General features: G+C 70.4%; 17 protein-coding genes, 1 tRNA gene and 1 riboswitch. Of the genes, 6 read left to right on the forward strand and 12 right to left on the reverse strand.

All coding sequences use genetic code 11. From position 1 onward, the window contains the following. Positions 1–465 precede the first annotated feature (465 nt). On the reverse strand, positions 466–1,857 hold the full coding sequence (locus tag E0F75_RS27970; RefSeq protein ID WP_229313732.1) for a cystathionine beta-synthase: 1,392 nt from the start codon (positions 1,855–1,857) through the stop codon (positions 466–468). A 103-nt stretch (positions 1,858–1,960) separates the two neighbouring features. On the opposite strand from E0F75_RS27970, the gene E0F75_RS27975 reads away from it, so the two are divergent. The 3 genes from E0F75_RS27975 (at position 1,961) to E0F75_RS27985 (ending at position 5,562) form a co-directional block, all read left to right on the forward strand. Beyond that, a complete protein-coding gene (locus E0F75_RS27975; RefSeq protein WP_229313733.1) occupies positions 1,961–2,986 on the forward strand; it encodes an SGNH/GDSL hydrolase family protein in 1,026 nt (341 codons plus the stop codon). 112 nt (positions 2,987–3,098) lie between these two features. Then, entirely contained in the window at positions 3,099–4,319 is a 1,221-nt protein-coding gene (locus tag E0F75_RS27980; protein ID WP_229313734.1) for an acetyl-CoA C-acetyltransferase, read from the forward strand. Between the two features lie 397 nt (positions 4,320–4,716). Then, complete coding sequence (locus E0F75_RS27985) at positions 4,717–5,562, forward strand: hypothetical protein (RefSeq protein ID WP_229313864.1); 846 nt, start codon at positions 4,717–4,719, stop codon at positions 5,560–5,562. A gap of 112 nt (positions 5,563–5,674) precedes the next feature. Here the strand turns inward: E0F75_RS27985 and E0F75_RS27990 are convergent, their stop codons facing one another. Then, positions 5,675–6,004, reverse strand: coding sequence for a hypothetical protein (locus tag E0F75_RS27990; protein WP_229313735.1), 330 nt, complete (start codon positions 6,002–6,004; stop codon positions 5,675–5,677). Positions 6,005–6,122: 118 nt separating this feature from the next. On the opposite strand from E0F75_RS27990, the gene E0F75_RS27995 reads away from it, so the two are divergent. Beyond that, positions 6,123–6,353 (forward strand): DUF4287 domain-containing protein, encoded by a 231-nt coding sequence (locus E0F75_RS27995; protein WP_030315254.1) that lies wholly within the window; start codon positions 6,123–6,125, stop codon positions 6,351–6,353. A gap of 121 nt (positions 6,354–6,474) precedes the next feature. Here E0F75_RS27995 and E0F75_RS28000 read toward each other — a convergent pair whose 3' ends face one another. Both E0F75_RS28000 and E0F75_RS28005 read right to left on the reverse strand, forming a co-directional pair. Then, positions 6,475–7,377, reverse strand: a complete 903-nt coding sequence (locus E0F75_RS28000) for a Bax inhibitor-1/YccA family protein (RefSeq protein ID WP_229313736.1) — start codon at positions 7,375–7,377, stop codon at positions 6,475–6,477. A gap of 198 nt (positions 7,378–7,575) precedes the next feature. Continuing rightward, positions 7,576–7,660, reverse strand: a tRNA-Leu gene (locus E0F75_RS28005). 375 nt (positions 7,661–8,035) lie between these two features. Here E0F75_RS28005 and E0F75_RS28010 point away from each other — a divergent pair. Together E0F75_RS28010 and E0F75_RS28015 are read left to right on the forward strand one after the other, a co-directional pair. Next, positions 8,036–8,806 carry an ABC transporter ATP-binding protein gene (locus tag E0F75_RS28010; protein ID WP_229313737.1) on the forward strand — a complete coding sequence of 257 codons (771 nt, stop codon included), beginning with the start codon at positions 8,036–8,038 and terminating at the stop codon, positions 8,804–8,806. An 88-nt stretch (positions 8,807–8,894) separates the two neighbouring features. After that, positions 8,895–11,426, forward strand: coding sequence for an ABC transporter permease (locus E0F75_RS28015; RefSeq protein ID WP_229313738.1), 2,532 nt, complete (start codon positions 8,895–8,897; stop codon positions 11,424–11,426). A 124-nt stretch (positions 11,427–11,550) separates the two neighbouring features. Here E0F75_RS28015 and E0F75_RS28020 read toward each other — a convergent pair whose 3' ends face one another. The 8 genes from E0F75_RS28020 to E0F75_RS28055 all read right to left on the reverse strand — a co-directional run bounded on the left by E0F75_RS28020 (position 11,551) and on the right by E0F75_RS28055 (position 20,834). Beyond that, positions 11,551–12,858, reverse strand: coding sequence for a cyclopropane-fatty-acyl-phospholipid synthase family protein (locus tag E0F75_RS28020; RefSeq protein WP_229313739.1), 1,308 nt, complete (start codon positions 12,856–12,858; stop codon positions 11,551–11,553). Positions 12,859–13,068: 210 nt separating this feature from the next. Further along, positions 13,069–14,448: an NAD(P)/FAD-dependent oxidoreductase gene (locus E0F75_RS28025; protein ID WP_229313740.1), complete on the reverse strand. Its 1,380-nt coding sequence runs from the start codon at positions 14,446–14,448 to the stop codon at positions 13,069–13,071. Positions 14,449–14,818: 370 nt separating this feature from the next. Beyond that, positions 14,819–15,733 (reverse strand): Ppx/GppA phosphatase family protein, encoded by a 915-nt coding sequence (locus E0F75_RS28030; protein WP_229313741.1) that lies wholly within the window; start codon positions 15,731–15,733, stop codon positions 14,819–14,821. Further along, the gene (locus E0F75_RS28035) at positions 15,730–16,281 is read right to left on the reverse strand and encodes a DUF501 domain-containing protein (RefSeq protein WP_229313742.1); all 552 of its coding nucleotides are present in this window, start codon (positions 16,279–16,281) and stop codon (positions 15,730–15,732) included. The genes E0F75_RS28030 and E0F75_RS28035 overlap by 4 nt, the downstream gene beginning before the upstream one ends. 41 nt (positions 16,282–16,322) lie before the next feature. Further along, the gene (locus E0F75_RS28040) at positions 16,323–16,793 is read right to left on the reverse strand and encodes a septum formation initiator family protein (RefSeq protein ID WP_015034100.1); all 471 of its coding nucleotides are present in this window, start codon (positions 16,791–16,793) and stop codon (positions 16,323–16,325) included. A 118-nt stretch (positions 16,794–16,911) separates the two neighbouring features. After that, positions 16,912–18,198 carry a phosphopyruvate hydratase gene (eno, locus tag E0F75_RS28045; protein WP_055599385.1) on the reverse strand — a complete coding sequence of 429 codons (1,287 nt, stop codon included), beginning with the start codon at positions 18,196–18,198 and terminating at the stop codon, positions 16,912–16,914. 356 nt (positions 18,199–18,554) lie between these two features. Continuing rightward, positions 18,555–19,283: a transglycosylase family protein gene (locus E0F75_RS28050; protein ID WP_229313743.1), complete on the reverse strand. Its 729-nt coding sequence runs from the start codon at positions 19,281–19,283 to the stop codon at positions 18,555–18,557. A gap of 3 nt (positions 19,284–19,286) precedes the next feature. Further along, positions 19,287–19,460, reverse strand: a riboswitch (cyclic di-AMP (ydaO/yuaA leader). Positions 19,461–19,718: 258 nt separating this feature from the next. Continuing rightward, positions 19,719–20,834 carry a transglycosylase family protein gene (locus tag E0F75_RS28055; RefSeq protein ID WP_229313744.1) on the reverse strand — a complete coding sequence of 372 codons (1,116 nt, stop codon included), beginning with the start codon at positions 20,832–20,834 and terminating at the stop codon, positions 19,719–19,721. Positions 20,835–20,850: the final 16 nt, after the last annotated feature.

The raw sequence follows: 20,850 nt of genomic DNA on the forward strand, positions 1-20,850 counted from the left end.
GCATAAGGATATGCAGCGGGTGCTCAGGAGAGAAGCGCGAGGGGGAAGCCCGGCAGGGAAACCGCGAGGGGGAAGCCCGGCAGGGAAACCGCGAGGGGAAGCCCGGCAGGGAAACCGCGAGGGGAAGCCCGGCAGGGAAACCGCGAGCGGGAGACCCGGCGGGGAAACCGCCGGGAAGCCCGGCAGGGAAGCCCGGCCGGGCCGGAAGAAGTCGGCGCGGGGACCGCCGCACCCCCGAAACGGGGGGGGCGGGACGACGGCGGTCCCCGCGAGGACACGGGCCCGGGTCAGGGCCGGCCTCCGCGTCCGCGGCGTCGTCAGGAGTCCGGGAGCCGCTCCGGAAGTCCGTGACGCCGACAACCACCAATGTGCCGGACGCGTGTTAAGCGGGTGCTGCGCGAACGTGTCGCGCTCGTACCGATTGCGCGAACGCGCCCGCAGCACCCACGGCACCGGCCCGGGGAACTACTTCGCGCCGCCGTTGGCCAGGAAGGCCAGCAGGTCCTGGCGGCTGACGACGCCGGTCGGCTTGCCCTCCACCAGGACGATCGCCGCGTCGGCGGCCTCGCCGAGGACGGACATCAGGTCGGCGACCGGCTCGCCGGAGCCGACCTGCGGCAGCGGCGCGCTCATGTGGCGCTCCAGCGGGTCCTCCAGGGAGGCGCGCTGGGTGAAGAGCGCGTCGAGCAGCTCGCGCTCGACGACCGAGCCGACGACCTCGGCGGCCATCACGTCGGGGTGGCCGGCGCCGGGCTTCACGATGGGCATCTGGGAGACGCCGTACTCGCGGAGCACCTCGATGGCCTGGCCGACGGTCTCGTCCGGGTGCATGTGGACGAGGGAGGGCATGGTGCCGCCCTCCTTGTGGCGCAGGACGTCGGCGACGGTGGCCGTGGAGGTGTCCTCCAGGAAGCCGTAGTCGGCCATCCACTCGTCGCTGAAGATCTTCGACATGTAGCCGCGGCCCGAGTCCGGCAGCAGGACGACGACGACGTCGTCCGGACCGAGCTCCTTGGCGACCTCGAGCGCGGCCACGACGGCCATGCCGCAGGAACCGCCGACGAGGAGGCCCTCCTCCTTGGCGAGGCGGCGGGTCATCTGGAACGAGTCCTTGTCGGACACGGCGACGATCCGGTCCGTGACGTTCCGGTCGTACGCGGTCGGCCAGAAGTCCTCACCGACGCCCTCGACCAGGTACGGGCGGCCCGATCCGCCCGAGTAGACCGAGCCCTCCGGGTCGGCGCCGATGACCTGCACGGAGCCGCCGCTGGCCTCCTTGAGGTAGTTGCCGGTGCCGGAGATCGTGCCACCGGTGCCGACGCCCGCGACGAAGTGGGTGATCTTCCCCTCCGTCTGCTCCCAGAGCTCGGGACCGGTGGTCTCGTAGTGGGAGCGCGGGTTGTTCGGGTTGGAGTACTGGTCGGGCTTCCAGGCACCGGGCGTCTCACGGACCAGGCGGTCCGAGACGTTGTAGTACGAGTCCGGGTGCTCCGGGTCGACCGCCGTGGGGCAGACGACGACCTCGGCGCCGTAGGCCCTCAGTACGTTGATCTTGTCGAGGGACACCTTGTCGGGGCAGACGAAGATGCACTTGTAGCCCTTCGTCTGCGCCACGATCGCCAGGCCGACGCCGGTGTTGCCGGACGTGGGCTCGACGATGGTTCCGCCGGGCTTGAGCTCACCGCTCTGCTCGGCCGCCTCGATCATCCGCAGGGCGATCCGGTCCTTGACCGAGCCTCCGGGGTTGAAGTACTCGACCTTGGCCAGAACGGTCGCCTGAATACCCGCTGTGACGCTGTTGAGCTTCACCAGCGGGGTGTTGCCGACGAGGCTGATCATCGAGTCGTGGAATTGCACCGTAATCTCCGGGGTCTCCGTAATGGTGTGGCCAGCGTATGCGTAGTCGGAGCGGGTTACGGGGCAGTTAGACCCTGAACGGCTTGAAGGAGGTGACGGCCCCATGTCGAGGGCGAGGGTGGCGCGGCGGATCGCGGCGGGTGCGGCGTACGGCGGCGGGAGCATCGGACTGCTGGGTGTGGCGGCGGTGGGCGTCCTGCTGGCCGAGATGCAGATCGCGAAGCGGACGGTGGGCGGCGGCGCGGCCCCCCTGCCGCCGGGGGCGGACGGCCTCTACGGCCGCGCGTTCGGCACGGCCGACCCGCTGCGGCTGGCCCTTCTGGGTGATTCCACGGCGGCGGGTCAGGGGGTGCGCCGCTCGGGCCAGACGCCGGGCGCGCTGCTCGCCTCGGGGCTCGCGGCGGTGGCCGAGCGGCCGGTGGTGCTGCGGAACGTGGCGCTCTCCGGCGCCCGCTCGGACGACCTGGAGCGCCAGGTGTCGCTGCTGCTGGCCCAGCCGCTCGGGCCGCCGGACGTCTGCGTGATCATGATCGGCGCGAACGACGTGACGCACCGGATGCCGCCGACGGAGTCGGTACGGCTCCTGGCGTCGGCGGTCCGGCGGCTGCGGACGGCCGGGGCGGAGGTGGTGGTCGGGACCTGCCCGGACCTCGGCACGATCGAGCCGGTCTACCAGCCGCTGCGCTGGCTGGCCCGGCGGGCCTCCCGCCAGCTGGCGGCGGCGCAGACGATCGTGGTGATCGAGCAGGGCGGGCGGACGGTGTCGCTGGGCGACCTGCTCGGGCCCGAGTTCGCGGCGAACCCTCGCGAGATGTTCGGGGTGGACAACTTCCACCCCTCGGCGGAGGGGTACGCGACGGCGGCGATGGCCGTGCTGCCGACGATGTGCGCGGTGCTGGGGGTGTGGCCGGAGACGGACCGCCTGGAACCGGCGCGGCGGGAGAACATGCTGCCGGTCGCGAAGGCGGCGGCGGAGGCGGCGAAGGAGGCGGGCACGGAGGTCACGGGCGCCCGCGCCCCCTGGGCCCTCCTGAAGCACCGCCGCCGGCGGCGTCTGCCGGTCGCGGCGGACGCGTCGCCGGAGGCTCAGGGGGAAGGGGCCACGGAGACACCGGCCTCCACCAACTGAGCGCTCGCTTAGAAAAGAGGTCCGCATCACATGCCCAGGCCGGTGACCCCATGCGGTACGTACGGGTAACTTCCCTTTCAGTCCGCTCACTCCGCACCCTCATGGAGCCGTGATGCCCGAAGCCGTGATCGTCTCGACCGCCCGCTCGCCCATCGGCCGGGCCTTCAAGGGCTCCCTCAAGGACCTGCGGGCGGACGACCTCACCGCGACCATCGTCCAGGCCGCCCTGGCGAAGGTGCCGGAGCTGGACCCGCGCGACATCGACGACCTGATGCTGGGCTGCGGTCTGCCCGGCGGCGAGCAGGGCAACAACCTGGGCCGGATCGTGTCCGTGCGGATGGGCATGGACCACCTGCCGGGCTGCACGATCACCCGCTACTGCTCCTCCTCGCTGCAGACCTCCCGCATGGCGCTGCACGCGATCAAGGCGGGCGAGGGCGACGTCTTCATCTCGGCCGGTGTCGAGATGGTGTCCAGCTTCGTCCGCGGCAACTCGGACTCGCTGCCCGACACCCACAACCCGTTCTTCGCCGAGGCCGAGGCCCGCACCGTCGAGGTCGCCGCCTCCGAGGGCTCCACCTGGCACGACCCGCGCGAGGACGGCATCGTCCCGGACGCGTACATCGCGATGGGCCAGACCGCCGAGAACCTGGCCCGCCTGAAGGGCATCAGCCGCCAGGAGATGGACGAGTTCGGCGTACGGTCGCAGAACCTCGCCGAGCAGGCCATCAAGAACGGCTTCTGGGAGCGCGAGATCACCCCGGTGACGCTGCCGGACGGCACCGTCGTCTCCACGGACGACGGCCCGCGCGCCGGCGTCACCCTGGAGGGCGTGCAGGGCCTCAAGCCGGTCTTCCGCCCCGACGGCCTGGTCACCGCCGCCAACTGCTGCCCGCTGAACGACGGCGCCGCCGCGCTCGTCATCATGTCGGACACGAAGGCCCGCGAGCTCGGCCTGACCCCGCTCGCCCGCATCGTCTCCACCGGCGTCTCCGGCCTCTCCCCCGAGATCATGGGCCTCGGCCCGGTCGAGGCGTCGAAGCAGGCCCTCAAGCGCGCCGGCCTGACCATCGGCGACATCGACCTGGCCGAGCTCAACGAGGCCTTCGCGGCCCAGGTGATCCCGTCCTACCAGGACCTGGGCCTGGACCTGGACAAGGTGAACGTCAACGGTGGCGCCATCGCCGTCGGCCACCCCTTCGGCATGACCGGCGCCCGGATCACCGGCACGCTGATCAACAGCCTCCAGTTCCACGACAAGCAGTTCGGCCTGGAGACCATGTGCGTCGGCGGCGGCCAGGGCATGGCCATGGTGATCGAGCGGCTGAGCTGAGCCGCAGCGGAGGGTAGGGGTCGCCTGAGGAACGAAGGCGGCACCTGCCCGCAGCGGAGGCGAAGCTCAGCGCGACCAAAGAAGCGAGCGCCTGTCGTAGGGCCGAGGCCCGGACCGGGCGCCTGTCGTAGGGCGGGGAGTGCGCCGGTGCGCGTCTCCTCGTACCGAGGCCTCCAACCGCTTCGCGTCCGAGCCGTGACCGAATCTCCCCCAGGATGTGACCTACATCCCGGGGGAGTTCGTTTTCCCAGGTCAGAGCCGTTTCGGGACTAAACACCTGGTAGAAATACCTGTCCAATTCGTGACGTAATGCACTGACAGCGAGCCCCACCCCAGGACAAGCTGATGTAGGAAGTCGGGGGATCGACTCGGAATCGGGAGTACGTCAGTGAGCGCCATGCCTCTTGCCCTGCTGCTGACCACGGCCGCTGCCACGGCCGTGGGCGCCGCCGCCCTGCACGCAGTCCACGGTCTCCGCAAGCAGGTCACCGCCCTGCGGAGCGAGCTGGCGGCCGGCCATGGCGTCACGGTCCCCGCGGCCCGCACCGCCACGCCCGCCGCCGAGATACGGGCCGCGGTCGCGGAGGCGCTGGCCGAGGAGCGCGAGCGCGAGCTCGCCGAGGCGCGGGCCTTCTGGGCCGCGCAGGAGGCCCGGGACGCGGCCGACGCCCCGTCCCTGCTGGGCGGTCTCGGCGGCCCGGTCGACGACGGCACCTTCTTCGTCCCGCGCCAGGCGGACTTCGTGGGCCTGGAGGCGATGGCCCTGGAGGCCATGGAGGCGGAGGCGGCCGCGCTCGACGGCTCCGACGCCCTGGACCCGCTCGACTCGATCGACGCCTTCGAGGAGTACCCGGAGGACTCGGCCGAGCTGGCCGCGGCCCGCCGCCGGCACCCCTCGCACCCGGACTTCGTGCCGGTGCAGACCCCCGTCGTCACCGACCACGAGCGGACCGTGGCCCGCCTCGAGGAGCTGGCCGACACCGCCACCGCGCTGACCGACGTGCGTCCGGGTCCGCTCGGCACGCTCGACGTGTACGTCTTCGCGGACGGCACGACGCTCTGTATGACCCCCGGGCACCGCGAGACCGCGGAGCGCCTCGCGGAGGCCCTGCGCTCCGGTCGTACGCCGGTGCTGCTCGGCGGCTCGGGCGTCTCGGGCGCCTTCGCCCTCACCTTCTCGTACGGCGAGGCGGACGACGAGAACGTCTACATCCTGGCGGACCGCGTCATCGCGTCCCTTTGATCCTGTACCCCTCGCACCGCTCGGCCCCCGGGGGCCTCACCGGCTTCGAGGCGCTGCGGCGGCCTCCGACCGCCGGCCTCGGGAGCGCCTCGCCCTGATGCACCGGGCGGCGCTACAGCCCCGAGCGCTCCGCCGCCTCACGGACCAGTCCCACGGCCTCTGCCAGTTCCCCCTCGCGGGAGTCGGCCGGGGCCGTTCGCAGGATCTCGGCCAGATCGTTCCCGGCGACGACCAGCTGGTCGGCCACGGTGAAGACCCCCGCGTCCGGCATCGTCCTCGGCTCCCGCTCCGGGTCCTCGGCGCGCTGGGCGCGCACCGCGAGCTCGCGGGCGAGGGCAAGTCCCTCGGCCGCCGCGCCGCGCTGGAGGCGGCTCTGCGGGGCGGCCCGCAGCCGGTCGGCGAAGCGTTCGACGGCGGCGGTCAGTTCACTCGTATCGCGCACCCCGCGACCCTACGCGCCGTCCCTGGCCTCTTGCCAACGGGCGAACACTTGGGCACGGTGACGTGAAGAAGTGCCAGGAGTACGAGGAGCACACGGTACGACGCGTCCGGAGGCGCCGATGTCCCACACATTCTCCGAAGAGACCCACCGCAACATGCTGGCCCGCATCCCGGGCCGCACCGGTCGTGAGATCGCCGACTGGATGCGCACCGTCGAGGAGGGCCCCTCCCTCCTCCGATTCGAGGAACGGGTGAGCTGGCTCCGCGGGGCCCACGAGCTGGCGTACGGCCACGCGAAGGCGATCCTGCACGAGTACGACCTGCGGCGGGCGGCCCGGAGACTGCTCTGAGGTCCGAGCACCACCTCGTCCGACGGGGGAGGTCAGAGCACCGCCTCCGTCCCGACCGGGAACGCGGAAGGGCCCGCCCGGCACGAAGCCGGACGGGCCCTTCCCCCCGAGTCGGGACGCGTCAGTCGTCGCCCTGCAGGATCGACAGCAGACGCAGCATCTCCAGGTAGATCCACACCAGGGTCATGGTGAGACCGAAGGCGGCCAGCCAGGCCTCCTCGCGCGGCGCGCCGTAGGTCACGCCGTCCTCGACCTGCTTGAAGTCGAGGGCGAGGAAGCAGGCACCGAGGATGATGCCGATGACACCGAAGAGGATGCCGAGGCCACCGCTGCGGAAGCCGAGGCCGTCACCGCCGGCGAAGACGGCGAACAGCAGGTTGGTCACCATGAGGAGCATGAAGCCCATCGCGGCGGCCATCACGAAGCCGTAGAAGCGCCGGTTGACCCGGATCCAGCCCATCTTGTAGGCGATCAGGACGCCGGCGAAGACCGCCATCGTGCCGAGGACCGCCTGGATGACCACGCCGTCGGCGATGTACGTCGAGACGGCGGCCGAGATCACTCCGAGGAAGACGCCCTCGAAGGCCGCGTAGCTCAGGATGAGCGCCGGCGACGGCTTGCGCTTGAAGGACTGCACGAGCGACAGCACCAGGGCGACCAGGGCGGCGCCGATGGCGATGCCGTAGGACTTGCCCAGGTTGGCGGGGTCGACCGGCAGGAGCAGCCAGGCCAGGACGGCGGTGAGCACGACCGTACCGAGCGTCATGGCCGTACGGCTCACGACGTCGTCGATCGTCATCACGTTGCCGCGGGCCTGCTGCGGGGCGCCGAGCTGCGTGTCCTGCGGGGCGTACGGGTTGGTGGCGTACGGGTTCGTCGCGCCCTCGGCATACGGGTTGCCGGTGGCGTACGGGTTGGTTCCGACGACGGGGCCCCCGGCCTGCGGCTGCTGGCCGTTGAAGCCCGCCGTGCCGTTGTCGCGGCTGAACCCCCGTCGCGAGAAGACCGGGTTGCTGCTCCTCATCTCACTCCTCCATGGCGTGCCGCACGCGCGCGGCCTCGCGTCAAGAGTAATGCGTAGGCAAAAGAAACTCTCTAGTGCTCGGGGAGGATCTTTTCCCGTACGTTTTCGATCTTCGCGCGGTCCGTCGCGGGGTCGCGAGGGCTCGCTCGGTGAGTGAGGGGCTCCGCCGGGCCACAGGTGTGACACCTGGGGCCCGGGTGGTGCCCGGAACCGGACTCGAACCGGTACGGCCCGAAGGCCAGCGAGGTTTAAGCTCGCCGTGTCTGCATTCCACCATCCGGGCGTCGCGAAGCTCCGCGTTGGCACATGAGCCTATCCGGGGCGCTTCCCCCGTTCAGCGGAACATCCTCCCGATGTTGTCTTATTTTATTGACGTCTGAGGGTGCGTCAGTGCAGGTGAGGGCTATTTCGCCGAACTGTGACAGGGGTCGCAGGCGCAAAGCCGCACCCCCTGGAATGACGAAAAGTCGTCGCACGTGTGTCACGTCGGCGTGAACCCGGCTCTCAGGGACGCCGTCATACCTCAGGAGGAGGATCGGGGTCCCCGGTCCGACTCGAGACTGCCTTGGGAACGGGCATGTGGGCGGACGATCCGAGCGCGAACGCTCGACACGATGGAGGGGTTCCCGCAGAAGCCCCGCAGTGACAGGAGTCCCTCGTGACCACCACCCCCACCGTGTCCCGCGCCACCGCGGTGGCCGCCCGCGCCACGGATCTCTCGAAGGTCTACGGACACGGCGAGACCCAGGTCGTCGCGCTCGATCACGTCACCGTGGACTTCCGCCAGGGCGAGTTCACCGCGATCATGGGCCCCTCCGGCTCCGGCAAGTCGACGCTCATGCACTGCGTCGCCGGCCTCGACTCCTTCTCCTCCGGCTCGGTCCGGATCGGCGAGACGGAGCTCTCCACCCTGAAGGACAAGCAGCTCACCCAGCTGCGCCGGGACAAGATCGGCTTCATCTTCCAGGCCTTCAACCTGCTGCCGACGCTGACGGCCCTGGAGAACATCACGCTGCCGATGGACATCGCCGGCCGCAAGCCCGACAAGCAGTGGGTCCAGCAGGTCATCGACATGCTCGGAATCTCCGCCCGGCTCAGCCACCGCCCCACGGAGCTCTCCGGCGGCCAGCAGCAGCGCGTGGCCGTGGCCCGCGCCCTCGCCTCCCGCCCCGAGATCATCTTCGGTGACGAGCCGACCGGAAACCTGGACTCCCGCTCGGGCGCCGAGGTCCTCGGCTTCCTCCGCAACTCGGTCCGCGAGCTGGGCCAGACCGTCGTCATGGTCACCCACGACGCGGTCGCCGCCTCCTACGCGGACCGCGTGATCTTCCTCGCCGACGGCCGGATCGTCGACGAGATGCTGCACCCGACGGCGGACGGCGTGCTCGACCGCATGAAGGCCTTCGACGCCAAGGGCCGTACGAGCTGACGCCGTAGCGCCGGAACCGGACCCGAACCGGTACGGCCCGCGCCCCGCGCTCCCGCCCGCCGCCCCTCCCTTCCTCCAGGACACACCCATGTTCCGTACCGCCCTGCGCAACGTCCTCGCGCACAAGGCGAGACTGCTGATGACCGTCCTCGCCGTGATGCTCGGCGTGGCCTTCGTCTCCGGCACCCTCGTCTTCACCGACACCCTCTCCAACGCCTTCCGCAACCAGTCGGCGAAGAGCTACGACGACGTCGCCGTCGCCGTCGAGATGTACCCGTCCGCCGAGGAGGCCCGGAAGACCCCCGGCCTCTCCCAGCAGGTCGTCGACAAGGTCGCGAAGCTCGACGGGGTCGCCTCCGTCTCCCCCCGCGTCGACGGCTTCGCCGGTGTTCCCGACAAGGACGGCAAGCTGATCGGCGTCGGCTGGTCCAACAAGGGCACCAACTTCGCCCCGGGCAAGGACGGCAAGGACCGCTCGTACGCCTTCACCTCCGGGAACGGCCCGGCCTCGGCCGGTCAGATCGCGCTCGACAAGGACACCGCCGACAAGGGCGGCTACAAGGTCGGTGACACCGTCCGCGTCGCCACCAACGGACCGGTGAAGGAGTACGAGCTCTCCGGTGTCTTCACCACCGAGGACGGCGCCGTCAACGCCGGCGGCAGCCTGGTCGTCTTCGCCCCCGCCGTCGCCCAGAAGCTCTACCTGAAGCCCGGCTACTTCCAGAACCTGACCGTCACCGCCACCCCCGGCGCCGACGCGGAGAAGCTCCGCGACCAGGTCCTGACGGTCGTCCCCAAGTCCGCCACCGCGCAGACCGGCACCGACCTCGCCGCGCAGCAGGCCAAGGACATCGAGTCCGGCCTCGGCGCGCTCAACCAGGTCCTGCTCGGCTTCGCCGGCATCGCGCTCTTCGTCGGGATCTTCCTGATCTCCAACACCTTCACCATGCTGGTCGCGCAGCGCACCAAGGAACTTGCGCTGATGCGCGCCGTCGGCGCCTCGCGCAAGCAGATCACCCGCTCCGTCCTCGCCGAGGCCGGTCTGGTCGGCCTGGTCGCCTCTGCCGTCGGCTACGTGCTCGGCATCGGTCTGGCCGTCTCGCTCCGCTCGGCCATGAGCGCCTTCGACATGAAGATCCCGGCCGGTGACCTCGTCCTCGGCACCACCCCGGTCCTCACCGCCTTCCTCGTCGGCGTCCTGATCACGATGTTCGCCGCCTGGCTGCCCGGCCGCCGCGCCGCGAAGATCCCGCCGGTCGCCGCCATGAGCAGCGTCCACGCCACCGCGAGCACCAAGTCGCTCGTCGTCCGGAACTCCATCGGCGCGGCGTTCACCGCACTCGGTGCCGTGCTCATCGTGCTCGGCGCCGGCCAGGGCGGCGACGACGGTCGCATGCTGATCGCGGGCGGCGCGTTCCTCACCCTCATCGGTGTGATCGTGCTGATCCCGTTCCTGTCCCGGCCCGTGATCGCCGTGATCCGCCCGGCCTTCGTGAACCTCTTCGGGGTCTCCGGCAAGCTCGCCGGCCTCAACGCGGTCCGCAACCCGCGCCGCACCGGCGCCACCGCCTCCGCGCTCGCCATCGGTCTGACCCTGGTCACCGGTCTCTCGGTACTCGGCGCCACGGTCGGCTCGGCCCTGGACAAGATGACGACCGACCAGATCAAGGCCGACTACATGGTCTCGATGGCCAGCGGCACCAGCCTCAGCCAGGAGGCCCTGACGGCCCTGGAGAAGGCCCCGGGCGTCACCGCGGTCTCCCCGCAGCAGAACGGCGCGTTCGAGCTCAAGGGCTCGTTCGTCTCGGCCTCCGGTGTCACCCCCGGCGACATCGAGAAGGTCCTCAAGCTCGACGTCGTGAACGGCTCGATGGCCTCCCTCGGCCAGGGCAGGATCGCCGTCGACGACAAGACCGCCGCCAAGCGCGGCCTGAAGGTCGGCGACACCGTCCCCGTCGAGTGGCTCGACAAGCAGAAGGGCAAGCTGACCGTCGGCGCGGTCTACAAGGGCAGCGAGTTCGTCTCGCCGGTCCTGATCGACACCAAGCTGGTCAGCGCGCACGACGACCAGGCGGGCATCCAGCAGATCTTCGTCTCGACGGAGGGCGGTCCGAGCGCCGCCCACGAGAAGGCCCTGTCGAAGGCCATGGGCGACAACCCGGCGATCACGGTGATGGACCAGAAGGACATCCGTGACCTCTTCGGCGGCCAGATCAACATGCTCCTGAACATCGTCTACGGTCTGCTCGCGATGGCCCTGGTGATCGCGGTCCTCGGTGTCGTCAACACCCTGGCCATGTCCGTCTTCGAGCGTCAGCAGGAGATCGGCATGCTGCGGGCGATCGGTCTCGACCGGCGCCGGGTGAAGCGGATGGTCCGTCTGGAGGCCGTGGTCATCTCGGTGTTCGGCGCGGTCGTCGGCATCGGCCTCGGCTCCTTCCTCGGCTGGGCGATCGGCGAGACCTTCAAGAACAGCCTGCCGGGCTACTCCCTGGTCCTGCCCTGGGACCGGATCGGGATCTTCCTGGTCCTGGCCGCCCTGGTCGGCGTCCTCGCCTCCCTGTGGCCGGCCCGCAGCGCGGCCCGGCTGAACATGCTCGCCGCCATCAAGGCCGAGTGACCGAGTAACGGAAGCAGCGGTACGAAAGGGCCGGTCTCCCCACCCGGGGAGGCCGGCCCTTCGGCGTACGTCGGCCCTTCGGCGTACGTCGGCCCTTCGGCGTACGTCGGCCCTTCGGCGTACGTCAGGCCTTCTCGTTCCAGACCCGCGGCCGCAGCGCCGTGCCGCTCTTCCCCGACACCGGGGTCTTCACGGCGAGGAACTGGTTCACACCGATCCGGTTGCGCTCGAAGGAGACGGCGGATGCCGCCATGTAGAGCCGCCAGATCCTCGCCCGGCCCGGTGAGGTGAGCCGGACCGCCCGGTCCCACCCGCGCTCCAGGTTGGCCACCCAGCGGCGCAGGGTCAGGGCGTAGTGCTCGCGGATCGCCTCCACGTCCCTGACCTCGAAGCCGGCGTCCTCCAGGGTGCTCAGCGTGCGGCCCATGGGGGCGAGTTCGCCGTCGGGGAAGACGTACGCGTCGATGAAGACGTCGACCTCGTACGCCTCCTCGTCGGGCTCGGGGCGCCGCGAGATCTGATGGTTGAGGAGCCGTCCGCCGGACTTGAGGAGCCCGTACAGGATGTCGGCGTACTCCCGGTACCGGACGGCGCCGACGTGCTCGGCCATGCCGATCGAGGAGATCGCGTCGAACGGGCCGTCCGTGACGTCCCGGTAGTCCTGGACGCGGATCTCGATCAGGTCGGTCAGCCCCTCGTCGGCGATCCGCTTGCGGGCGTACGCGGCCTGCTCGCGGGAGAGGGTGATGCCGACGACCCTGGCCCCGTACTCCCGGGCCGCGTGGAGGGCCATGGAGCCCCATCCGCAGCCCACGTCGAGGAGCCGGTCGCCCTCCTTCAGGTTCAGCTTGCGGGCGATCAGGTCCAGCTTGTCGCGCTGGGCGTCCTCCAGGGTCGCGTCGGGGCCGTCGGAGGCCCAGTACGCGCACGAGTAGACCATCGACGGGCCGAGCACCAGCTCGTAGAAGTCGTTGCCCACGTCGTAGTGGTGGCTGATCGCCTGCTTGTCACGGCGCCGGGTGTGCCGGCCGCCGCTGCGGCCGCGCATCTCCTCGGCCGGCGGCTGCGGCGGCAGCGGCGGGCCGGCCAGTTTCAGCAGGGCGCGGGCGGCGGCGCGCAGCCGCGGGTCGCGCGCGGACGCGAGCAGCCCCCTGGTGTCCTCGTCACGCTCCCAGAGCAGGCCGGAGATCCCGTCCAGAAGCTCGTAGAGGTCTCCCTCGACGTCCAGCTCCCCGGCCACCCAGGCGCGGGCCAGGCCCAGTTCGCCGGGCTTCCAGATCATCCTCCGCAGGGCGCGGCGATCGCGGACGATCAGGACGGGGCCGCCCACTGGACCGGCTTCACTGCCGTCCCAGGCTCGCAGTCGGACCGGGAGCGGTCCGCCCAGCAGCTCCTCGGCGAGAGTCGTCAGCCGCGACGCGGCGTCGGCCATGGTGCACACCTCCGTGATCTCGTGCCCCAGAAATGCTCGTCACCAAGGGAACACCGTCCGTAGGCGTTTGCAGTCCCGGCACAGCGCAATCAGTCGGCAAAACACGCGAAGGGCCGTCCGCACCACGGATGGCGGACGGCCCTTTTACGGCCTTGCGTGTACTGCTGGTACTGCTGGTACTGCCTGTGCTGCTGGTGCGGCGGTGACCGCTCAGGAGGCCTTGGCCTTCTCCTGCGCCGGGGCGGCCGGCGCGGGGGCGGGCTTGGCGGCCTCGTAGAACTCCTCGCGCGGAGTCTCCATGGCGCCGAGGGAGACGACCTCGCGCTTGAGGAACATCGCGAGGGTCCAGTCGGCGAAGACACGGATCTTGCGGTTCCAGGTCGGCATCGCCATGCCGTGGTAGCCACGGTGCATGTACCAGGCGAGACGGCCCTTGAGCTTGATCTTCACCTTGCCGACGACGATCATCGCGACGCCCTTGTGCAGGCCGAGGCCGGCGACGGCGCCCTTGTTGGCGTGGCTGTACTCGGCCTGCGGGAAGCCGCGCATGCCGGCCACCACGTTGTCACCGAGGACCTTGGCCTGGCGCAGGGCGTGCTGGGCGTTCGGCGGGCACCAGGCGTTCGGGTTGCCCGCCTTGCGGCCGACCATGTCCGGGACCTGGGCGTTGTCGCCCGCGGCCCACGCGTAGTCGAGGCCGTTGATCTGGAGCTTCTCGTTGCAGTCCACGTGGCCGCGGGGGCCGAGCGGCAGACCGAAGCGGGAGAGCGCCGGGTTCGGCTTCACGCCGGCGGTCCACACGATCGTGTTGGAGTCGACCTCGAGGCCGTTCTTCAGCACGACGTGGCCGTCGACGCAGGAGTCCATGGAGGTCTCGAGGTAGATCTCGATCCCGCGGCTCTCCAGGTGCTCCTTGCCGTACTGGCCGAGCTTGGGGCCCACCTCGGGGAGGATCTTGTCGGCCGCGTCGACCAGGACGAAGCGCATGTCCTCGCGCGACACGTTCTGGTAGTACTTCGCGGCGTCCCGGGCCAGGTCCTCGACCTCGCCGATGGTCTCCGCGCCGGCGAAGCCGCCGCCCACGAAGACGAAGGTCAGCGCCTTGCGGCGGACCTCCTCGTCCGTGGTCGAGTCGGCCTTGTCGAGCTGCTCGAGGACGTGGTTGCGCAGGCCGATGGCCTCCTCGATGCCCTTCATACCGATGCCCTGCTCGGCGAGGCCGGGGATCGGGAAGGTACGGGAGACGGCGCCCATCGCGATGACGAGGTAGTCGAAAGGCAGCTCGTACGCCTCGCCGACGAGCGGCGCGATCGTGGCGACCTTGCGGTCCTGGTCGATGGTGGTGACCCGGCCGGTGAGCACCTCGGCTCCGCGCACGACGCGTCGCAGCGGGACGACGACGTGGCGCGGCGAGATGCTGCCGGCGGCGGCTTCGGGGAGGAAGGGCTGGTAGGTCATGTACGACCGCGGGTCGACGACCGTGACGGTCGCCTCCGCGTAGCGCATCTTCTTGAGGATGCGCCGAGCTGCGTACAGGCCTACGTACCCGCCGCCTACTACGAGGATCCTGGGACGCTCCGTGGTGCTCATGAGATCGAGTATCCACCCCTCCTGAGGGGGGTGCTCGTGCGCCCCTTCACAAGGTCTTCGGACACCTCTGCTACACTCCGCCGCCCACGTGATCCATGTCATGGTGGTGCAAAGGAACCGGAGTGCGGGGGCGAACGTTGTTCACCCCTTGTGAACTGGCCCGGAGAGCCTCCGTTAACGCTGAACCGCGAGGCCCGTTCACGCGATGGAAACAACGAGCGAATCGGCCTCCACACCTGCGAAAGGGCCCTGAGGCACCACCCGAAGGGCCCAAAGACCCCCCTCGGACGCCATCAGGGCCCTTTTCCTTGTGAAGAACTTCACGAACTTTCCCGACGACATGTCGCCGGGGGCCGTCGATAGGTGCCCACTATGCGACGGATAGGGCGATCCCATCGAGGATGTCGTGCTCGCTGACGACGACCTCGTGGGCTCCAACCCGCTCGACGATCTCCCTCAGGACGATCGCGCCGGCGATGATCACGTCGACCCGACCGGGGTGGATGACGGGGATCGCGGCCCGCTCGGCGTGGGTGGAGGCGAGCAGCCGGTCGGTGACCTCGGCGACCTGGGCGGCGGAGATCCGGGCGTGGTGGATCTTCTCGGAGTCGTACTCCGGGAGCCCGAGGGCGATGGCGGCGACCGTGGTGACAGAGCCGGCGAGCCCGACGAGGGTCTCGGCGGTGTCGATCGGGACGGTCTCGGCCGCCAGGTCGAGCGCGGCCCGGACGTCGGCGCGGATCGCGTCGGCCTCCTCGGCGGTCGGCGGGTCGTGCCGGACGTGCCGCTCGGTGAGCCGGACGCAGCCGATGTCGACGGAGCGGGCCGCCTCGACGTGCCGGTTGCCGACGACGAACTCGGTCGAGCCGCCGCCGATGTCCACGACCAGACGGCGGTCGTCGCCGTGCAGCTCGCCGGTGGCGCCGGTGAAGGAGAACGCGGCCTCCTGGTCGCCGGTGATCACCTCGGGTTCGACACCGAGGATCTCCACGACCCCGTTCACGAAGTCCGCGCGGTTCTCGGCGTCGCGGGAGGCGGAGGTGGCGACGAAGCGCACCTTCTCGGCGCCCAGCTCCTTGATGACCTCGGCGTACGCGCGGCAGGCGGCGAAGGTCCGCTCCAGGGCCTCGGGGGCGAGCCGGCCGGTCTTGTCGACGCCCTGCCCGAGCCGGACGATCGTCATCCGCCGGTCCAGCTCGATCAGGTCACCCGTGTCGGGGTGGACATCGGCGACGAGGAGGCGGATGGAGTTCGTACCGCAGTCGATTCCGGCGACCCGGGTCACTCCGCCCCCTCCTTCTTCTCCTCGTCCTTGTCCACGCACGGCGTGACGCAGGCGCCCTTCGCCCACCACTCCGGCAGCATCGCGAGCGCCTCGTCGCCGAACGGGTTCACACCCGGTCCGGCGGCCAGCGAGTGGCCGACGAGGACGTGCAGGCACTTCACCCGGTCCGGCATGCCGCCGGCGCTCGGGAAGCCCTTGAGGACCTCGATGGCGTCACGGCGCGCGATGTAGTCCTCGTGCGCGGCCCGGTAGGCGGCGGCGAGCTCCGGGTCGGTGGCGAGCCGGGCCTGCATCTCCTTCATGACCCCGTTGGCCTCCAGGGTCCCGATGGCCGAGGCCGCCCGGGGGCAGGTCAGGTAGTACGTGGTCGGGAACGGCGTGCCGTCGGGGAGCCGGGGCGCGGTCTCGACGACGTCCGGGTTGCCGCACGGGCAGCGGTGCGCGATGGCGCGCAGGCCGCGGGGCGGCCGGCCGAGCTGGAGCTCGAAGGCGGCGATGTCCCGCTCGGTGGGCTCGGTGCGTTCGGTCTGCGGAGGGGGCGTTTCCATGTGTGTTTCGGTTGCCTTGCTCGTCTGGTGCGGAGGAGGGGTCAGGGGCGGTCGGCGTGGTCGACGCCGTCCCAGAGGTTGTCGTACCAGGGGCGGTCCGCCGCGCCCTGGTCGCCGCGGGGCCGTTGCTCCGCGTCGGGGTCGTTCACGGTGAAGCCGGTCTCGCCGGGCAGCACGTAGTGGAGGTGCTCGCGGGCGAGGCGGCGGACGTAGGCCGGGTCCTGGAGGCGGGCCTTCTCGTCCCTGAGTTCCTCGACCCGGCGGGCGGCCTCGGCGGCCCTGCGCTCCTGCTCGGCGATCTCGCCCTGCTGGGAGACGTAGCTCCGCATCGGGTAGGCGAGCGCCACGACGAGGGAGCAGACGACCAGGGCGAGGAAGGCCGCGCGGCCGGTGAGCCGGGAGCGGCGGGCCTGGCGGCGGGTCTGGGAGCGGTAGACACGGGCGGCGGTCTGCTCGCCGAGCAGTCTGATCCGGGTCGCGGTGGAGAACCGGTCCCGGTCCTTCGCGGCCATGTCGTGTCGCCTCCCCTGTTCACGCGGACGTCCCCGCACACGGTACGGGACCGAGTACGGGGACGTACGGAAGCCGCCCTGCGGAGGGGCTCAGCCGTCGATCAGCCTTGCGGGGTGATCAGCCCTTGAAGCGCGGGAAGGCGCTGCGGCCGGCGTAGACCGCGGCGTCGTCGAGGATCTCCTCGATGCGCAGCAGCTGGTTGTACTTGGCGACGCGGTCCGAGCGGGCCGGGGCGCCGGTCTTGATCTGACCGCAGTTCACGGCGACCGCGAGGTCGGCGATGGTGACGTCCTCGGTCTCGCCGGAGCGGTGGGACATCATGCACTTGAAGCCGTTGCGCTGGGCGAGCTCGACGGCGTCGAGGGTCTCGGTCAGCGAGCCGATCTGGTTGACCTTGACCAGGAGGGCGTTCGCGGTGCCCTCCTCGATGCCACGGGCCAGGCGCTCCGGGTTGGTGACGAAGAGGTCGTCGCCGACGATCTGGACCTTGGAGCCCAGCTTGTCGGTGAGGACCTTCCAGCCGGCCCAGTCGTCCTCGTACAGCGGGTCCTCGATGGAGACCATCGGGTACGCGGAGACGAGCTCCTCGTAGTACTCGGTCATCTCGGCGGCCGAGCGGGACTTGCCCTCGAACTCGTACTTGCCGTCCTTGTAGAACTCGGACGCGGCCACGTCGAGCGCGAGCGCGACGTCGGAGCCCGGGGTGTAGCCGGCCTCCTTGATGGCCTCGACGATGAGGTCCAGGGCGGCGCGGTTCGACTCGAGGTTCGGCGCGAAGCCGCCCTCGTCGCCGAGGCCGGTGGAGAGGCCCTTGCGCTTCAGCACGGCCTTGAGGGTGTGGTAGATCTCGGCGCCCCAGCGGAGGGCCTCGGAGAAGGACTCCGCGCCGATCGGGGCGATCATGAACTCCTGGATGTCCACGTTGGAGTCGGCGTGCGACCCACCGTTGAGGATGTTCATCATCGGAACGGGCAGCAGGTGCGCGTTCGGGCCGCCGAGGTAGCGGAAGAGCGGGAGGTCCGAGGCCTCGGACGCGGCGTGCGCGACGGCGAGGGAGACGCCGAGGATGGCGTTGGCGCCGAGGGAGCCCTTGTTCTCGGTGGCGTCCAGGTCGAACATGGCCTGGTCGATCAGGCGCTGCTCGGTGGCGTCGTAGCCGACGAGCTCCGGGCCGATCTGCTCGATGACGGCGAGGACGGCCTTCTCGACACCCTTGCCCAGGTAGCGGTTCGGGTCACCGTCGCGAAGCTCGATGGCCTCGAACGCACCGGTGGAGGCGCCGGACGGAACAGCAGCACGACCGGTGCTGCCGTCGTCGAGGCCGACCTCGACCTCGACCGTGGGGTTGCCTCGGGAGTCCAGGATTTCCCGGGCTACGACGACGTCGATGGACGGCACGAGCATCTCCTTTTTGGGATGTGACGCTGGATGTGACGCAAGGTCGGTGCAGGGTCGCTTGGCCTTGCGACAAGAGCCTAACCGGCTCGGGGGCTCCGGCCAGCCGGGCGCCCGCCCCCTGGGACGAAAAAGGACCCAAGGGCATGCATCTCGGGACGAAGGGCCTCAGATCTACCGGCCGGTAACAGTACTGACCGCCCGGCCCACCCGTAAGCCCTTCCCCCTATACCTCCGTACGCCCTCCGGAAACGGGGGAACCCCGGCCCGACGCGCACGGGGGATGGGCGCGTCGGGCCGGGGTGGTCACCGCGGGAGGGTCGGAGGGGCCGCGTGAGCCGCCGGACTCACGCGAGCCGCCGGGCTCACTTCAGGTGAAGCTGCTGGCCCGGGTAGATGAGGTCGGCGTTCTCGACGACGTCCTTGTTCAGCTCGAAGAGCTTGGCCCAGCCGCCCTTGACGCCGTGCGCCTGGGCGATCTTGCTGAGGGTGTCGCCGGCCACGACCTTGTACTCGCCGTCACCCTTCTTGACCTTCTTGCCGGTCGGGGTGGTGACGGTCTTCTTCGCGGCGGCCTGCGGAGCGGCCTGCTGCTGCGTGGCCTTCTTCGGGGCCTGGCGCTGCTCGCTGCGGGTGGTCGGCTGCTCGGCCTTCCGCTCCTGCTGCTGCGGCTGCTGGGTGCTCTGCTGCGGCGCGCTCTCGGCGGCGCCACCGTCGTACGAGGCACCGGAGAGGCCCACGCCACAGGACGGCCAGGCACCCTTGCCCTGGCCCGCGAGGACCTTCTCGGCAATGGTGATCTGCTGGGACTTCGACGCCTGGTTGGCGGTCGGGGCGTAGGCGGTGCCGCCGTACGCGGCCCAGGTGGAGGCCGAGAACTGCAGGCCGCCGTAGTAGCCGTTGCCCGTGTTGATGGACCAGTTGCCGCCGGACTCGCACGCGGCGACGGTGTCCCACTCGGAGGCCGTGGCGGCCGAGGCGGTGCCCGCGGTCATCAGCGGGGCGGCCACGGCGACACCGGTGACGCCGACGAGCGTGACGACCTGGGTGGCCTTGGAGGGACGACGGTGTTTGCCCTTACCGGAAAACAGCATGGAGATTCTCCTCACCGACGCCTGTGAGGTGAGCTGTCGGGTTCGGGCCGGAAAGTTGCCCGGCCGCGTGTCCTAGCACGCGGCTTCACCCCAAGCCGTTCACCGGCCGTCTGTCTCAACGGCCGGGACCGGCACTTACCTTGGGTCCCCCACTCCTGCCTTCGGCGCTTGCGCGACGACTGTTCCCATCGGCCGACGGCAGGATTCGGCGTTTCGGTCGACGGGGCCCGCGGTGGCGAGCGGTGACGACCGTAGACACAGACCCACCGGAAGTTCAAAGAGGCGTATTGCGGAAATAACGCCCCTACTTGCCTTCCGGTGGGGGGTGTTTGTGCAGGTGAGAGGCGACGGAAGCAAAGTTTGCGGGCGGAACACGCCAGTTGGGGCGAAGAGACCCATGTCTCACTTGCCCAGAACCGGACATACGCCCCCGAATCACTCCGCCGACGCGGTCGAACCGTTCGTCAGGTCGAGGGCCTGACCAGGGAGGATGAGGTCCGGATCGAGGCCCACGGTCTGCCGGTTGGCGTCGTAGAGGGCGGTCCAGCCTCCGGGGAGTTCGTTCTCCTGTGCAATGTCGGACAGATTGTCGCCCGGCTGTACGAGGTAGGAGTCCGAGTTGCCCTGACTGTCCGTTGCGTCCGATTCCTTCGAGGCGTCAGCCGGAGACTTCTTCAGGGGGTTTTCAGTCAGCTTGCTATCAGATGAAGCATGTCTACCTGAATCGACAGAACTGTCCGGGTTGCCGGTTTCCTCCGGGGCGGCGTCGCCCCGGTGCTTCCCGGTTCCGGGAGTGGCCGACGACACGTCATCCGTCGGCCCGCCGGGCGTGGGGGCTCCCGGGGCACCGGGCGTACCGGGCGTAACCGGCGTAACGGACTGATCGGGCGTGCCCGGAGTGGTGGGCACGGTCGGGTGGCCCGGGTCGGTCGACACGGAGGGGCTCGCCGGGGTCGTCGGCGCGACGGGAGCGGTCGGCGAGACGGGAGTGGCGGGCGCGGTGGGCGAAGCCGTCTCCGTGGCCTTCTTCGCGTCCTTGGACTCCTTGGACTCCTTCGCCTCCGCCGAGGATCCCTCGGAGGTCCCGGGAAGGCCGGTGGTCCAGTTCGACTCGGGAACCGGCCCCGTGGGGGCCTTGGGGACGCTCGCGGGGCCGGGGTCCACGCCGGGCGAGGTGCCGTCGTTCGTCAGGCCGGCGATCGGCGCGCAGGTGGCCCACTCGGTGGAGCCCTTGGCAAGGGCCTTCTCGGCCACCGCGATCTGCTGGGCACGGCTGGCCAGGTCGGGGCTGGGCGCGTACGTCAGGCCGCCGTTCCGCTCCCAGCTGTCCTGGGTGAACTGGAGCCCGCCGTACATGCCGTTGCCGAAGTTGGCGCTCCACTGGCCGCCGGACTCGCATTCGGCGACCCGGTCCCAGGTGGCTGCGTCGGCGGCGGAGGCGGACCCGGTGGCGAGCAGCGGCAGCGCCATGGCGGAGCCGGTCACACCCGCGGCGACGACGATTGCGGGGGCCTGACGGGGGCGACGGTGACGTCCGTTCCCGGAACGCATAGGAGCGCCTTTCGCG

It is taken from the genome of Streptomyces sp. CB02980 (assembly GCF_014451325.2).
Taxonomy (GTDB): domain Bacteria; phylum Actinomycetota; class Actinomycetes; order Streptomycetales; family Streptomycetaceae; genus Streptomyces.